This window comes from Caballeronia sp. AZ1_KS37, assembly GCF_023631165.1.
GTDB lineage: Bacteria > Pseudomonadota > Gammaproteobacteria > Burkholderiales > Burkholderiaceae > Caballeronia > Caballeronia zhejiangensis.
In genome coordinates this window covers 85,866-101,292 of record NZ_JALQDP010000040.1, presented here as the reverse complement: position 1 = coordinate 101,292, position 15,427 = coordinate 85,866, and the positions used below count along the sequence as shown (strand labels likewise).

Here is a 15,427-nt window from a genome sequence, read left to right as displayed (position 1 = left end):
GACTCACCGCGCGGCGCGCATCGACAGGCCGTTCAGCAGCCGTTGCAACTCGTCGATATTGAAAGGCTTCGCGAGTATGGTGAAGCCGGTGCGGCGCGCCTCGTCGAGCTGATCGGCGTAACCCGTCATCAGCGTGACCGGCTGATTCGGGCGCGTCGACTTGATCCATTCCGCGAGCTTGATGCCGTCGTAACTACCGGGCATCTGGATGTCGGAAAGCACGAGATCGAATTCATCGCCGGCTTCGAGCATCTGTCTCGCGGCATCGCCTGACGATGCGTGGCGCGCTTGCCAGCCGAGCACGTCGATCACGGCGCACAGGCCCGCCGCGACTTCCTCGTTGTCTTCGACGATCAGCACGGTGGACGATGGCGCTTCGCGATCGACGGTCTCCACAGGCGGCGCATCCGCAGGCGCATCGACTTCGCCGGTCCAGTGCGGCAGATAGATGTCGACTGTCGTGCCGAAGCCCCATGCAGAATTCACGCGCGCCGTGCCGCCCGCCTGCTCGGACATCGCGAGCACTTGCGCGAGTCCGAGCCCTGTCCCGGCGCCCGCGCCCTTGGTGGTGAAAAGCGGTTCGAACGCTTGTTTTGCGACGTCGGTGCGCATGCCGACGCCGCTGTCCTTGCACGAGATCACGACGTATTCGCCGGCGCCGAGACCTTCATGCGTAGACGTATAACGCACGTTGTTGCACTCGATGCGAAAGTCGCCGCCGTGAGGCATCGCGTCCTTCGCATTCACGGCGATGTTGATGAGCGCCGAGGTCAGCTCCGTCGCATCGACGCGCACGGTCCACGTCGATGGCGGCACGCGCGAGCCGAACGTGACCTTGTCGCCCACCGACGCGCGCACGAGCGGCTCGGAGTCCATCATCCAGCGATCGAGGCGGATGACCTGCATCTGAAGCGGCTGACGTCGCGCGACGCTCAGCAGGCGGCGTGCGAGCGATTGCGCATTCTTCGATGCGCGCTCGACCGCCGCGACTTCCTTCTCGAGGCCGTTGAAGCCCTTGCGCCGCGCCAGTTCCATGTTCGACGTGACGACCATCAGCAGGTTATTGAAGTCGTGCGCGACGCTCGCGACGAGATTGCCGAGCGCGCCCATGCGTTGAAGCCGCCGCGTGGCCGCGACGGCCGAGCGGCGCAGCGCAAGTTCGCCGCGCCAGTTGTGCCATGCCGCTTCTTCCGCTTTGAGGCGTCGCAGCGAGAAGCCGATCAGCACCCACAGCGCGATGCACGGAATCAGTGCGATCGACGCGATCGATACATCGCGCCGCCACCATGCGAGGCGCACGTCATTAATCGAAAAGCCCGCCGCCGCATAGACGGGATAGTCGCCGACACGCCGCCACGCCGCGAGCTTTTCATCGTTGTCGAGCGGCGATATGTAACGCATCAGACCCGTGGGCTTGCCTTGCGCGAATGCGCTCGCCAGCACCGAATGGCGATCGGGCGCATTGGGCGCGGACGCCGGCGGAAAACGCGCGAGCACGGCGCCGTCGTCGCGATGTAGCGCGAGCGGGAGCGCGGGATCGCTCACAATGAGTTCGCGATAGAAATCGAACAGATAATCGCGCCGCACGGCAATCGCGATTTCGCCGAGAAAGCGGCCGTCTTTCGCATAGCGTGCGCTCAGCGTGTTGACGATGTCCGTGTTCTTCACGCGCCCGCGCTCGGGCATGGAAACATGAAAGCTCGAATGCGTATCGCGCGTCGCGATGAAATCCGCACGATCGCTGACGGAGACATCGGGCGCGGGAAAAAAGCGGCTGCTGAGCACGAGCCTGCCGCGACTGTCGAGCACGGAGAGCGCCGCGATCTGTTCATGAGCCGCCGCGAGACGCGCGAGCTTGTCGTGCAGCTCCGACTGGCTGCGCGCGATGAAATCCGCGTCGCCGCTGCCGAGCATCTCGTCGATGCGCGAGATCAGTTCGCGGTTGATGCTGAAAACGGTGTTGGCCTTTTCGTCGACGATACGCACGAGCCGTTCGAGCGACTCGCCGGTTTCGGCGAATGTGCGTCCGTAAGTGTAGTAACCGTACAGGCAGAAAAATGCGAAGGGAATGACGATCGACGCAACGAGTGCAGCGAAGAGCCGTCTGCGCGCCGCGCGAAAGTCGAGCGGTGGCAGAGAGGGCAGGGTCTCTGCGGTGCCTGAAGCGGAGTGTTCTTCAGATTCGTTCATGGCGCGTTGCAAGGCGTGCGCGAGCGCCGAAACGCTCGTTTCGATGGTAGCACGCAGGTCTGTCATCGCCATGCATGAGTGCGCATCGGTCGTCGCGCAATCAGGCTGTGGTATAAGCACCGCATGCGCGCGCCCGCTCGCGGCGCGCAACGAACGTAACAGGAGCATGCAGTGAGAAGGACCGCCGAAAACAAGCTAAAGGTGGTCGCAGTGCGGGTCGATCCACAATTCGAACAACGGCTGCGACTTCTGGCGGAAGTGACGGGGCGCAAGCAATCGTTCTTCCTCCAGCAGATGATCGAGAACGGCATCGGCGCAATGGAAGAAACCTGGTTGCCGCCGGACGTGCTCGAACAAGTGAGGAGCGGTGCGTTGCCGCCGTTGCAGCAGGATCGCGTCTCGACCGCGGACCTCTTCGGCGATCAGGCCGATGAATGATCGATGATGGCGACGCCCCGATCGCGCTTCATCGCGCATGACGCGACATGCGAAGACGATGTGCTCGCGCGCATCGTCTTCGGTGCGGCGAGCGGCGGGCCGTGCATCGAAAGCGGTGTGCCGACGCTGCGCCTCGCGATGTGCGACGACTCTCACGACGGCTTCGCCGAAATCTGGACAGGCAACGGGCCGATCCGCAGCGGACGCTTCAACGATCTCGTCTTCGCGCACGACGACGCGTTTCTCTTTTGCGCGGGCTTCATCGCGTCGTCCGGCCGCTATACCGAAGCCACGCGACAAGCGTATGGCGATGCGTTCGCGCTCGTCGGCGAGCTGGACTTCCCGAAGATTTTCCGCATGTGGAACTTCATCCCGCACATCAACGGGGCGAATCGGGAAGGGCTCGAGGTGTATCGCGATTTCTGCCGTGGACGCGCCATCGCGTTCGAGCAGGATTACACGGGCGCATCGGGTATGCCGGCGGCGACCGGCATCGGCACGTCGGGCGATGGCGTCGGCTTCTATTTTCTGGCGTGCCGCGCAAATTCGCCGCGGCATATCGAGAACTCGCGACAAACGCCCGCGTATGAATATCCGCAGCGATACGGTCCGAAGTCGCCGAGCTTCGCGCGCGGCACCTTGTTGGACGATACGTTGTACGTCTCGGGCACCGCGAGCATTCTCGGACACGAGACCGTGCACGAAGGCGATCTCGACAAGCAATGGCATGTCGCGATCGGCAATATCGCGCATCTGATCGGCATCGAGAATCTCGAAGCGCAGAACGTGAGCGGCGGCTATACGCTGCGCGACCTCGATCAGATCAAGGTGTATTACCGTCATGCGGCGGACTTGCCGCGCGTGATGAAACTCGCGCAGACCGCGTTTCATGCGGATGCGAACATCCGCTATGTCAAGGCCGATATCTGCCGCGCCGATCTGCTCGTCGAGATCGAGGGCATTGCTTCATATCGTCGTCGATCAGACTGACGCCGATTGCCTGAGCGTCTTCACGAGGAGGCTATACAGGCCGTCCACCGCTTTGGAGCCGCGCGAATCGCGACTGCGATAGACAGCGACTTCCATCGGTTCGAGCGGACCCAGGCCTTCATCGTTGCCCAGAATGCGGAGATGGTCCGGCGCGCTGCATTGCGTCAGCACCGCGACCGCGAGACCGCTTTCGACGGCGGCAATCTGCCCGGCCAGACTCGAACTGTTGTAGACCACCTTGTAGCGGCGGCCTTGCTGCGCGAGCGAATGAATCGCGCTGCGCCGCGCGAGGCTCGCGCTTTCATAGACGGCGATCGGCAACGGATCGCGTCTCCATAATTCGAATTGCGCCGCGCCGACCCAGACCATCGGCTCATGGAACAGCAGCGTGCCGCGCCGGCCGTGATCGCGCGATACGAGCGCGATATCGAGCTCGCTATTCGCGATGCGCGGAATCAGCGATGTCGATTGCTCGCAGATCAACTCGATCTCGACGCCGCTGTGCCGCGGCGCAAAGCGCTTCAGCACGGGTGTCAGATATTTGGCCGCGTAGTCGTCGGGCACGCCGAGGCGCACGCGGCCGGTGAGTTGCTCGCCCTGAAGCGCGACCTGCGCCTCGGCATGCAGATCGAGAATGCGCCGTGCATAGCCGAGCAGCGTTTGCCCGTCGTGAGTCAGTTCGAGCGCGCGCGAGCCGCGTTCGATGAGCCGCAATCCGAGCGCGCTTTCGAGCTTCTTCAATTGCATGCTCACCGCCGATTGCGAACGATGCACTTCGCCCGCCGCGCTCGACAGCGAACCCGCATCGACGACGGCGACGAAGCACTTGAGCCAGTCCATCTGCAAATCGTGTTGTTTCATGGGTCTGATCGGCGATTTCGAAAATCGAATGGATGATCTTCGAATTATGCGCTTTTCGTTCTATCGATCGCGGCACACACTTGGGGCATGAACACGAACGCGTCATCCTCTTCCCGTACAACCGCGCGCAGTGAAGCACGATCTGCGGCAGGCGCGTTGCCCTTTATCGTCGGCTGCGCGCTGCTCGGCACGATCGGTGTTTTCCTGCACGAAGCGAATGCCGATCCGCTGACCGCGACATGGTTTCGCTGCGCTTTCGGGCTTCTGGGCATGAGCGCGTGGCTCATCTCGCGCGGACAGACCCGCTTTCTGCGCCTCACGCGCAGCAACGTTCTTTGGGTGCTCGCGGCGAGCCTGCTGATGGTGTCGAGCTGGGCGCTCTTCTTCAGCGCGGTCGAGCGCATATCGGCGGGCGTCGCCATCGTTCTGTTTCATGTGCAGCCGATGTGGGTGCTGCTATTCGCATCGTTGTGGCTCAAAGAGGCGATCGGCGGGCAGCGCGTCATGGCCGTGGCAGTCGCGATGTGCGGACTCGTGCTCGCGACGGGCATCGCCGGACACGCGTCGGACGGCTCTCTGCAGCCCGCGTACTGGACGGGCGTGGCCGCATGTCTGGCCGGTTCGCTGTGCATGGCGGGCGTGACGATCACCGCGCGACGGCTGCGCGATCTGCCTGCGGGCGTGCTCGCGTGGTGGCAGTGCGCCATCGGCACGCTGTCGTTATGGATCTGGCCGATGCAGCACGGGTGGCCCGCATGGGGCATGTCGTGGGCGTGGCTCGCGGGCCTCGGGCTGATTCACACGGGCTTTGCGTACACACTGATGTATATCGGCATGGCGCGGCTCGACACCGCGCGCGTCGCCGTGCTTCAGTTCATCTATCCGGCGGTGGCCATCGTCATCGACTGGCTGGTTTTCGATCAGCGTTTGAGCGGCGCGCAGATGACGGGCATTGCGTTGATGTCGGTGGCGATAGGCTTTGCGGAGCGCGTCCGCAAGGCGTGACGCAGATGCTTCAATGACGCCCGCGCCCCGCCATTCGCGCGCGGTCGAGCATGAACTCGATGAACGCCAGCGTCGCGCGCGTGTGATGCCGGTTCGGCATGTAGAGCATGTACATGTGCGTGCCGAAGATGCTGAGCCGCCATTCGTCGAGCGCGGTGACGATCGCGCCGCGCCGCATGTCTTCCGACACGACGTAATCCGGCACGATGCCGACGCCGAGACCCGCGAGGATCGCATCGCGCAAAAACAGGAAGTTCTCGGAGATGAGGCTCGGTTCGAGGAGCACTTCGTGACGTTCATCGTCGAGATAGGCGGCGACGCGCGTCTGCTTGCCGACGACCGTCGCGGTGATCACCGGCACGACGCCCAGTTGCTCGAGCCGCGTGGGCATGCCGTGCGTTTCGGCATACGCGGACGATGCACACGCGACGTACCGCACCGGCCCCATGTCGCGCGCAACGAGACTCGGCGGCGGCTCGGGCATCACGCGCACGGCGATATCGACTTCGTCGCGCAGCAGGTCTTCGACGCGGTTTTCGAACATCACGTCGAGCACGATATCCGGGTACTCGCGCTTGAACGCGATCAGCCATTCCGACATCACGAGCTGTCCATAACCGCTCGGCACCGATAACCTCACGCGCCCCTGCAATCCTTGCCCGAGCGTCGATACCGATTCCTGCGCCGCGAAAAGCGCGTTGCGGATCGAACGGCCGTGCTCGTAGAGCTTGAGGCCGAGCTCGGTCGGCTCGACGCGTCGCGTGGTTCGCCGCACGAGCTGCAAGCCGACGGACTTTTCGAGCTGATTCAGGTGATAGCTGACATTCGCGCGCGTCATCTTGAGGCGGCGCGCCGCTTCGCTCAGATTGCCCGCATCGAGGATTTCGACCAGCAGCGTGAGTTCGTTGACGTCCACGGCATGGTTCGATTGTCAAAAGAGATTTGACAGTCTGTCAATCGAGCCTGTGATTGTCAAGGATGCCTGTCCCCGCGAGAATGCTTCCACGTAAAACAGGAACATCGACTCAGGAGACTTCATCCATGACGCTTTCGAGCGCGCCCGAAACCGCATCCGCCGTTCAACACGAATTGCGCGGCAGCGTTATTGTCGTGACGATCGATCATGCGCCCGTCAACGCACTCAACGCTGCCGTGCGGCGCGGTCTCATCGATGCAATCGAAGCCGCCGATGCAGATGCCTCCGTGCGCGCGGTGCTGATCGTCGGCGCGGGCCGGAACTTCATCGCGGGCGCGGACATTCGCGAGTTCGGCAAGCCCGCCGTGCCGCCGTCGTTGCCGGAGGTGTGCAACCGCATCGAGCGTTGCGAGAAGCCCGTCGTCGCGGCGATACACGGCGCGGCGCTTGGCGGCGGACTCGAAGTCGCGCTGGCGTCGCATTACCGGATCGCGGTCGCCGGCGCGAAGCTCGGCCTGCCCGAAGTGCAACTGGGACTCTTGCCGGGCGCGGGCGGCACGCAGCGCTCGGCGCGTCTGATCGGCGCACAGGCCGCGTTGTCGATGATGTTGAGTGGCCGTCACATCGGCGCGGAGGAAGCGCTGCGTCTGGGTCTCGTCGACCGCGTCGGCCAGAGCGACGACGTGTTCGCCGAAGGCCTTGCTTTCGCGCACGAACTCATCGCGACGAAGGCCGCGCCGCGCCGCACGAAGAACGCGCGCGGACTCGCGGACAAGGAAGCGAGCGTGGCAGCGATCGCCGCCGCGCGCGCCGAGACGCAGAAGAAGTCGCGCGGATTGCTGTCGCCGCTGAAGATCGTCGATTGCGTGGAAGCGGCGTTGAATCTGCCCTTCGACGAAGGCTTGCGCTTCGAACGCGAGCAATTCCTCGAATGCCGCGAGAGCCCGCAACGCGCGGGTCTCGTGCATGCGTTCTTCGTCGAACGCGAAACGCAGAAGTCGCCCGAAACGCGCGACGCACAGCCGCGCGCGCTCGATCGCATCGGTGTGATCGGCGGCGGCACGATGGGTGCGGGCATCGCCGTCGCGCTGCTCGACGCGGGTCTCGCGGTGACGATGATCGAGCGCGACGAAGCCTCGCTCGAACGCGGAAGCGCGCATGTCGAGAAGGTGTACGACGCGCTGATCGCGAAGGGCCGCCTGACGCACGAATCGAAAACACGCGCGCTGCAACGCTTTCATGGCGACACGAAATACGACGCGCTCGCCGATGCCGATCTCGTCATCGAAGCCGTGTTCGAGGACATGGCCGCGAAGAAGGCCGTGTTCGCGCAACTCGATCGCGTGTGCAAGCCGGGCGCGGTGCTCGCGACGAACACGTCGTATCTCGACATCGACGAGATCGCGGCGAGCATCTCGCGTCCGCAGGACGTGCTCGGGCTGCACTTCTTTTCGCCCGCGAACATCATGAAGCTGCTCGAAGTGGTCGTGCCCGCGCGCGTGAGCGCCGATGTCGTTGCGACCGGTTTCGAACTCGCGAAGAAGCTGAAGAAGGTGGCGGTGCGTGCGGGCGTGTGCGATGGATTCATCGGCAATCGCATGCTCGCGGTGTATCGCGCGGCGGCGGATCATCTGATGGAAGACGGCGCGTCGCCGTATCAGATCGATCGGGCCGTGCGCGACTTCGGCTTTCCGATGGGACCGTATCAGGTCATCGATCTGGCTGGCGGCGATATCGGCTGGGCCGCGAGAAAGCGCCGCGCCGCGACGCGCGATCCGAACGCGCGTTACGTGCGTATCGGCGATGAACTGTGCGAGCGCGGCTGGTTCGGCCAGAAAACGGGACGCGGTTTCTATCGTTACGAAGACGGTGCGCGCACGGGCACGCCGGATGCGGAAGTCGAGTCGATCATCGATGCCGAGCGCGAGCGTGCGGGCGTCAAGCCGCGACCATTCACCGATGAGCAGATCGTGCGCCGCTACCTGGCCGCGATGATCAACGAGGGCGCGAATATCGTGCACGAAGGCATTGCGCAACGTCCGCTCGATGTCGATGCCACGTTGATGCACGGCTTCGGTTTCCCGCGCTATCGCGGTGGCCCGATGCATTATGCCGATACCGTGGGTCTCGACAACGTGCTCGCAGATATCCGCGCATTCGCGCAGGAAGATCCGCTCTTCTGGCGCGCGTCGCCGTTGATCGTCGATCTCGTGGCGCGCGGGAGGAATTTCGCGAGCCTGAATCAGACGGCCTGACGCGTGGCCTTTCAATCACTCATGGAATCGCAGTCATGGACCTGACATTCAACGCAGACGAAGAAGCCTTTCGCGCCGAAGTCCTAGCGTTTCTGCGCACATCGCTGCCAGAGCATGTTGCGCAGAAGGCGCGCACGGGCGAGCGCCCGACGCGCGACGACATGGCGCAATGGCACGCCACGCTCAACGCGAAGGGCTGGCTCGCGAATCACTGGCCGAAGGAGTATGGCGGCCCGGGCTGGACCGCGGTGCAGAAGTTCATCTTCGAGAACGAATGTGCGATTGCGGGCGCGCCGCGCATCGTGCCTTTCGGTGTGAACATGCTCGGGCCGGTGCTCATCAAATACGGGAGCGAGGCGCAGAAGCGTCACTGGCTGCCGCGTATTCTCGATGGCTCGGACTGGTGGTGTCAGGGCTATTCGGAGCCGGGCGCGGGTTCCGATCTCGCATCGGTGCGTACGACAGCCGTTCGCACGATGGAGAACGGCAGCGAGTATTACATCGTCAACGGACAAAAGACGTGGACCACGCTCGCGCACTTCGCGAACATGATCTTCTGTCTCGTACGGACGTCGCAGGATGCGCGCAAGCAGGAAGGCATCAGCTTTCTGCTCATCGACATGAATACGCCGGGCGTCGACGTGCGTCCGATCATCACGCTCGACGGCGAGCACGAAGTCAACGAAGTGTTCTTCACGGACGTGCGCGTGCCCGTTGCGAATCTCGTCGGAGAGGAGAACAAGGGCTGGACGTATGCGAAGTATCTGCTGACCTACGAGCGCACGAACATCGCGGGCGTGGGCTTTTCAGTGGCCGCGCTGAACCGGCTGAAGGCTGTTGCGGGCAAGGTGCAATGCAACGGCCGCGCGCTCATCGACGATCCTTTGTTCGCCGCGCGTCTCGCGCGTGTCGAGATCGATCTGGAGAACATGAAGACGACGAACCTGCGCGTGATCGCGGCGGTCGCGGGCGGCGGCGCGCCAGGCGCGGAAAGCTCGATGCTGAAGATTCGCGGCACGGAGATTCGCCAGGAAATCTCTTCGCTGATGCGTCGCGCGATGGGTCCGTACGCGCAGCCGTTGATAGACGAAGCATTCGAAGATGACAAGGATGCCGAAACATTCGATGCGGCGTCGGAGTACTTCAACAATCGCAAGCTGTCGATCTTCGGCGGCTCAAACGAAATACAGAAGAACATCATCTCGAAGATGATCCTCGGTCTTTAAAGGACGCGCACGATGAATTTCCAGCACACGGAAGACCGGCGGATGCTCGCGGATTCGCTGAACCGCTTCATCGCCGAGCAATATGGCTTCGATGTGCGCGACAGGATCGCGCGTTCGCAAGAGGGCTTCAGCCGCGATATGTGGCGACGGTTTTGCGAGCTTGGCATCGTCGGCGCGTTCTTCGATGAATCGATCGGCGGCTTCGGTGGCGACGGGTTCGATGTGTCCGTCGTGTTCGAAGCGCTCGGTCGCGGGCTCGTCGTCGAACCGTTTCTCGATACGTTGATCGTCGGGCGCGCACTTGCTTTCGCGGGCGATGAGCGGCAGCGCGAGATCGTTGCGAGCATGATCGACGGGACGGCGATCGCAGCATTCGCGCATGACGAACCCGGCTCGCACTACGAGCTTGCACGCGTGAACACGCGCGCGACCCGGCATGGCGATGGATGGATGCTCAACGGCGCGAAGGGCGTCGTGCAGCAGGGCGAACATGCGGACGTGCTGCTCGTGTCGGCGCGCACGTCGGGCAACGAGTACGACGAAGCGGGCATTTCGCTCTTTATCGTGCCGCGCGATGTGCAGGGCGTGAAGATGCGCGGCTATCGCAAGATCGATGGCGGACGCGTGGCGGAAGTATCGCTCGAAAACGTGACGCTCGATGCCAATGCGCTCGTCGGCAATGAAGGCGATGCCTACGCGACGCTCACGCATGCGATCGGATATGGTCTCGTCGCGCTTGTGTCGGAAGCGGTCGGCGCGATGGATGTCGCGAAGGAGCACACGCTCGAATATTTGCGCACGCGTAAGCAGTTCGGCGTGCCGATCGGCGCGTTTCAGGCGTTGCAGCATCGCATGGCCGATGTGCTGCTCGAGATCGAGCAGGCGCGTTCCGCTGCGATCAATGCGGCGGCGGCGGTCGGCGCATCGGGTGTTGCGCGCGAGCGAGCGTTGTCGGCGGCGAAGCATTCGGTCGGGCGCATCGGCACGCTCGTCGCGGAAGAGTCCATTCAGATGCATGGCGGCATCGGCATGACGTGGGAGCTGCCGCTTGCTCATTACGCGAAGCGGCTCGTGATGATCGATCATCAATTGGGCGATGAGGATCATCATCTCGCGCGGTATATCGCACTGGGGCGGGGGGCGCTTCGCTGAAGCTTCACTACTTCAAGCCGGGATCATACAAATAGGAGACAATGACGCCCTAGCTCGCAACCCAAGGACCATGCAGAGCAACAGATAAACTCGCGAGCCAGGTTCCCGGACCTCCAGATAGTGGCAACCGAAAATATCTACAACCCGAGTCTCAACGCACCCGCCCCGGCACGCGCGCGAAGCTCGACGCCGAACGTCATCGTGCTGTGCGGCACGCTCATCGCGCTTCTCATGGTGGCGCTTTGCGCGCTGGTCCTGTATCAGGGCCGGGTCGATGCGCTCGATCGCGCGCGCGACACGTCCCGCAATCTCGCGTTGCTCGCCGAGCGCGACATCGAGCGCAATTTCGAACTCTACGAACTGTCGCTGCAAGCGGTCGTCGAAGGCGTCGAACGCGACGACGTAATGAGCCTTCCGCCCCGCCTGCGCAACGACGTGCTGTTCGACCGGGCGGCCACAGCGCGCGATCTCGGGTCGATCCTCGTGCTCGACGAGAACGGCAAGATCATCATCGATTCGGGCAGCCTCGTGCCCCGGCCGGGCGATTTCGCGGATCGCGGCTATTTCACGGTCCAACGCGACCGGCCAGACGCCGGGCTTTACATCAGCGGCCCGTATGCGTCGCGATTGCGCGGCGGCGCGCCCAGCATCGCGTTGAGCCGCAGACTCTCGCGTCCCGACGGGTCCTTCGCGGGCGTCGCGATGCTCGCCATCAACCTCGAATACTTCCGCAATCTTTTCGCGGGGCTTTCGCTCGGGCCGCACGGCGCGGTGTCGCTCATCAATCACGACGGCCTGATGATCATGCGTCAGCCGTTCGATCCGCGCGTGATCGGCCGCGACATCAGCCAGGCCGATACCTTCAAGAAATTTCGGGCGGCGGAGCAGGGCAGCTTCAGCGAAACATCGTCGATCGACGGGAGGCGCCGCCTCTACTACTTCCGGAACTTCCCGAATCTGCCGCTCATCATCATGGTGGCCGAAGGAGAAGAGGACATCTACGCGGCATGGCGGCGGCGCGCGATCATCATCGGCTCGTCGATGGGCGTGCTCGCTATCGGATTCATCGCGTTGTCGTTCGTGCTCGCCGCGCAATTCAGGCGGCGCATGCGCGCGGAGTCGGAGCTACAGTTGCTCGCGCGCACCGATGGACTCACCGGGCTGCACAATCGCCGCACGCTGGGCGAGATTCTCGATCAGGAATGGCGCAGGGCGCGCCGCACGCGCAGTCTCTTTTCGCTGCTGTTCGTCGATATCGACCGCTTCAAGGCCTTCAACGATGCCTACGGCCATCAGGCCGGCGACGACGCGCTCGCGGCCGTCGCACGCTGCATCGGCGACAACATACGGCGGCCCGTCGATACCGCCGCGCGCTACGGCGGCGAGGAGTTCGTCGTCGTATTGCCCGACACGCCCGCCGACGGCGCCGCGAAAATCGCCGAGAAGATTCGCGCGGCCATCAGCGATCTGTCGATCGAGCACGCGGGCAGCGAGTTCGGCCGCGTCACGGCGAGCATCGGTCTCGCGAGCTGGCGGCCGGAACGCGACGACGACGTAAGCGCGCTCATTCGCGCGGCCGACGAGGCGCTCTACGATGCGAAAGCGCGCGGGCGCAACCGCATCATGCAGGCAAGTTTCGTCTGAGACGGTGGACGAAAGTTCGTCGCGCAACGGCCGGGCATGTGCGTGCACGCAAAATGCTTGTTTTGCCGTAAGCTCTCGACGCCGCGCGGGCCGCCCGCCCACGACGCGACCGACCCGAACCCTTCCGATGACCCAAACGCCCGATCCCGAAGCCCGCCGCCTCGCCACGCTGGCGCGCTACCACACGCTCTTCAACGCGATCGATGACGGCTTTTGCATCATCGAATTCATCGATGGCCCGCACGGACCGCTCAGCGATTATCTGCACGTCGAGGCCAATCCGGGATACGAGCGGCACTCGGGCATTCGCGACATCGTCGGCAAGACCTTGCGCGAGATCGATCCGACCGATGCCGACGGCTGGGTCGAAATCTACGGCGACGTTCTGCGCACCGGCGCGACCGCGCGTTTCGAGCGCTACTTTCTGTCGGCGGGGCGGCATATCGAGGTGTCGGCGTCGCGCGTCGAACCGCCCAGCCTGCGGCAAGTGTCGATCCTCTTTCGCGACATCTCCGCGCGCAAGAATGCGGAGGAAGAACGCGATCGCGCGATCGCGTCGCTGCGCGCGTTCAACGAAACGCTGGAGCAGCGCGTCGCCGAGCGCACGGCGGAATTGATGCGCGCGGAAGAACAACTCCGTCAGGCGCAGAAGATGGAAGCGGTCGGTCAGTTGACGGGCGGCCTCGCGCACGACTTCAACAATCTGCTGGCGGGCGTGTCGGGCTCGCTGCAGTTGCTCGGCATTCGGCTGAGCCAAGGACGGATCGCGGAGGTCGACAAATACGTCGTCGCGGCGCAAGGCGCAGTGCGGCGCGCGGCGGCGCTGACGCATCGGCTGCTGGCGTTTTCGCGGCGGCAAACGCTCGATCCGCGTCCCACGGACGTCAACGCGCTCGTCAACGGCATGACCGAACTGATCCAGCGCACGGTCGGCCCGGGCATCAAGGTGGAGTCTGTCGGCGCGACGGGCCTGTGGCCCGCGCTCGTCGATTCGGGACAACTGGAAAACGCGCTGCTCAACCTGTGCATCAATGCACGAGACGCGATGCCCGATGGCGGGCGCATCACCATCGAAACGGCCAACAAGTGGATCGACCACCGCGCGGCCCAAAGCCACGACATGCCCGAAGGCCAGTTCCTGTCGCTGTGCGTGACGGATACCGGCACCGGCATGACGCCCGATGTCATCGCGAATGCGTTCGATCCGTTCTTCACGACCAAGCCGATCGGCATGGGCACGGGCCTCGGTCTATCGATGATCTACGGCTTCGCGAAGCAATCGGGCGGCCAGGTTCGGATCTATTCCGAAGTCGGGCAGGGCACGACGGTCTGCATCTATCTGCCGCGCTTCTATGGCGGTGTCGATGACGATGCCGCCGATCAATCCGCATCGCCGATCTCCGGCGCGGAGTCGGGAGAAACCGTGCTCGTCGTCGACGATGAACCGAGCGTTCGCATGCTTATCGTCGATGTGCTGGAAGAGGCCGGCTACGCGGTGATCGAAGCCGCCGACAGCATCGCGGGCCTCAAGCTGTTGCAGTCGAATGTGCGGATCGATCTGCTCATCAGCGATGTCGGCTTGCCCGGCGGCATGAACGGACGCCAGATGGCCGATGCGGCGCGCGAGGCGCGTCCCGATCTGAAAGTGCTCTTCATCACCGGCTATGCGGAGAATTCGGTGATCGGCAATGGACGCCTGGAGCCCGGCATGCAAGTGCTGACCAAGCCGTTCGCGATCGAAACGCTGGCCGCGCGCGTGCGCCAGCTCGTCGACGAGTAAGGACGCCCGCGCGCTACTGCGCCTCGCCGCCCGCCATCGACTCGATGATGCTTTCGAGTTGCGCGCTCATCGGCATGTCGAGGCTTTTTCCCGACGGCAGACGTTGCAGGAACCAGCGCTTGTATTGACGCTCGATTTCGCCATCGGCGGCGAGGTTCTGGAACGTATCCTTCACGACTTGCGCAAGCTGGGGATCGTCCCTGCGATACATGATGCCGTACGGGTCATACGACAGATAATCGCCGATCACCTGATACGCGCCGCCCTTCGCCGCGTTCTCCGCGATGAGGCCGTAGAGCAGCACGTCGTCGGTGGCGAAGGCATCGGCCTCGCCGTTCGCGACGCGCGCGAAGCCTTCCGCGTGATCCGGCACGATCTGCAACTGCAGGCCGAGCGCGAACTTCCGGTCGAGATCGCGCAGCGCCTTCTCGTTCGTCGTGCCTGCCGTCACTGCGACCTTCTTGCCCGCGAGATCGCGAAACGAGCGGATCGGCGAACCTTTCCTGACCATCACCTTGGTGCCGGCCACGAAGAAGATCGGCGAAAAGGCCACGCGTTTCTGCCGCTCGACGTTGCTCGTGGTCGAGCCGCATTCGAGATCGACACGGCCATCGACGACCGCTTCGATGCGATTCTCCGGCGTCACGGGCACCCACCGGATGTTCAGGTTCTTGTGCACCGCATTGCCGATCGCGGCGACGATCGACTTGCAGAGTTCGATCGAATAGCCGATCGGCTCCTTGCGCGCGTTCAGATACGAGAACGGCACTGAGGCATCGCGATAGCCGATCGCGATCGTGCCCGTGTCGCGCGCCTTGGCGAGCGTGCCGGTCAGCGTCGCGGGCGCGTAGGCGTCGTTGTCGGGCGGCGGTGTCTGCACGTCGTCGGCCGCGCGCGCGTTCGGAGCGATCGCGATCAGGCTGGCCGCAGCCAGCGCCGACCAGAAGCGCTGCGTCTTCATGGCTCGCCT

At 63.8% G+C, this 15,427-nt stretch carries 12 protein-coding genes; 8 read left to right on the top strand and 4 right to left on the bottom strand.

Annotation, left to right across the window (positions count from 1 at the left end; translation table 11 throughout):
- Positions 1–3: 3 nt before the first annotated feature.
- Positions 4–2,190 carry a hybrid sensor histidine kinase/response regulator family protein gene (locus tag NCS00_RS27980; RefSeq protein WP_250441550.1) on the bottom strand — a complete coding sequence of 729 codons (2,187 nt, stop codon included), beginning with the start codon at positions 2,188–2,190 and terminating at the stop codon, positions 4–6.
- Positions 2,191–2,361: 171 nt separating this feature from the next.
- Here NCS00_RS27980 and NCS00_RS27975 point away from each other — a divergent pair, with 171 nt between their 5' ends.
- Together NCS00_RS27975 and NCS00_RS27970 are read left to right on the top strand one after the other, a co-directional pair.
- Complete coding sequence (locus NCS00_RS27975) at positions 2,362–2,628, top strand: YlcI/YnfO family protein (RefSeq protein WP_033536447.1); 267 nt, start codon at positions 2,362–2,364, stop codon at positions 2,626–2,628.
- 6 nt (positions 2,629–2,634) lie between these two features.
- Entirely contained in the window at positions 2,635–3,618 is a 984-nt protein-coding gene (locus NCS00_RS27970) for an FkbO/Hyg5 family chorismatase (protein ID WP_250441549.1), read from the top strand.
- Here NCS00_RS27970 and NCS00_RS27965 read toward each other — a convergent pair.
- Positions 3,610–4,479, bottom strand: a complete 870-nt coding sequence (locus NCS00_RS27965; protein ID WP_008347029.1) for a LysR family transcriptional regulator — start codon at positions 4,477–4,479, stop codon at positions 3,610–3,612. The two genes, NCS00_RS27970 and NCS00_RS27965, sit on opposite strands and share 9 nt — an antisense overlap.
- Positions 4,480–4,635: 156 nt before the next feature.
- Here NCS00_RS27965 and NCS00_RS27960 point away from each other — a divergent pair, with 156 nt between their 5' ends.
- Positions 4,636–5,484 (top strand): DMT family transporter, encoded by an 849-nt coding sequence (locus NCS00_RS27960; RefSeq protein ID WP_250441548.1) that lies wholly within the window; start codon positions 4,636–4,638, stop codon positions 5,482–5,484.
- A gap of 10 nt (positions 5,485–5,494) precedes the next feature.
- Here the strand turns inward: NCS00_RS27960 and NCS00_RS27955 are convergent, their stop codons facing one another.
- Complete coding sequence (locus tag NCS00_RS27955; RefSeq protein WP_175981409.1) at positions 5,495–6,400, bottom strand: LysR family transcriptional regulator; 906 nt, start codon at positions 6,398–6,400, stop codon at positions 5,495–5,497.
- A gap of 125 nt (positions 6,401–6,525) precedes the next feature.
- Between NCS00_RS27955 and NCS00_RS27950 the strand changes: the two genes are divergently transcribed.
- The 5 genes from NCS00_RS27950 (at position 6,526) to NCS00_RS27930 (ending at position 14,457) form a co-directional block, all read left to right on the top strand.
- Entirely contained in the window at positions 6,526–8,655 is a 2,130-nt protein-coding gene (locus NCS00_RS27950) for a 3-hydroxyacyl-CoA dehydrogenase NAD-binding domain-containing protein (protein ID WP_250441547.1), read from the top strand.
- A 35-nt stretch (positions 8,656–8,690) separates the two neighbouring features.
- Positions 8,691–9,881: an acyl-CoA dehydrogenase family protein gene (locus tag NCS00_RS27945; protein WP_250441546.1), complete on the top strand. Its 1,191-nt coding sequence runs from the start codon at positions 8,691–8,693 to the stop codon at positions 9,879–9,881.
- Between the two features lie 12 nt (positions 9,882–9,893).
- Positions 9,894–11,033, top strand: coding sequence for an acyl-CoA dehydrogenase family protein (locus NCS00_RS27940; RefSeq protein ID WP_250441545.1), 1,140 nt, complete (start codon positions 9,894–9,896; stop codon positions 11,031–11,033).
- 120 nt (positions 11,034–11,153) lie between these two features.
- Complete coding sequence (locus tag NCS00_RS27935) at positions 11,154–12,677, top strand: sensor domain-containing diguanylate cyclase (RefSeq protein ID WP_051996395.1); 1,524 nt, start codon at positions 11,154–11,156, stop codon at positions 12,675–12,677.
- Positions 12,678–12,804: 127 nt separating this feature from the next.
- Positions 12,805–14,457 (top strand): ATP-binding protein, encoded by a 1,653-nt coding sequence (locus tag NCS00_RS27930; RefSeq protein WP_250441544.1) that lies wholly within the window; start codon positions 12,805–12,807, stop codon positions 14,455–14,457.
- Positions 14,458–14,470: 13 nt separating this feature from the next.
- Here the strand turns inward: NCS00_RS27930 and NCS00_RS27925 are convergent, their stop codons facing one another.
- Positions 14,471–15,418, bottom strand: coding sequence for an amino acid ABC transporter substrate-binding protein (locus tag NCS00_RS27925; RefSeq protein WP_008347016.1), 948 nt, complete (start codon positions 15,416–15,418; stop codon positions 14,471–14,473).
- Between the last annotated feature and the right edge of the window lie 9 nt (positions 15,419–15,427).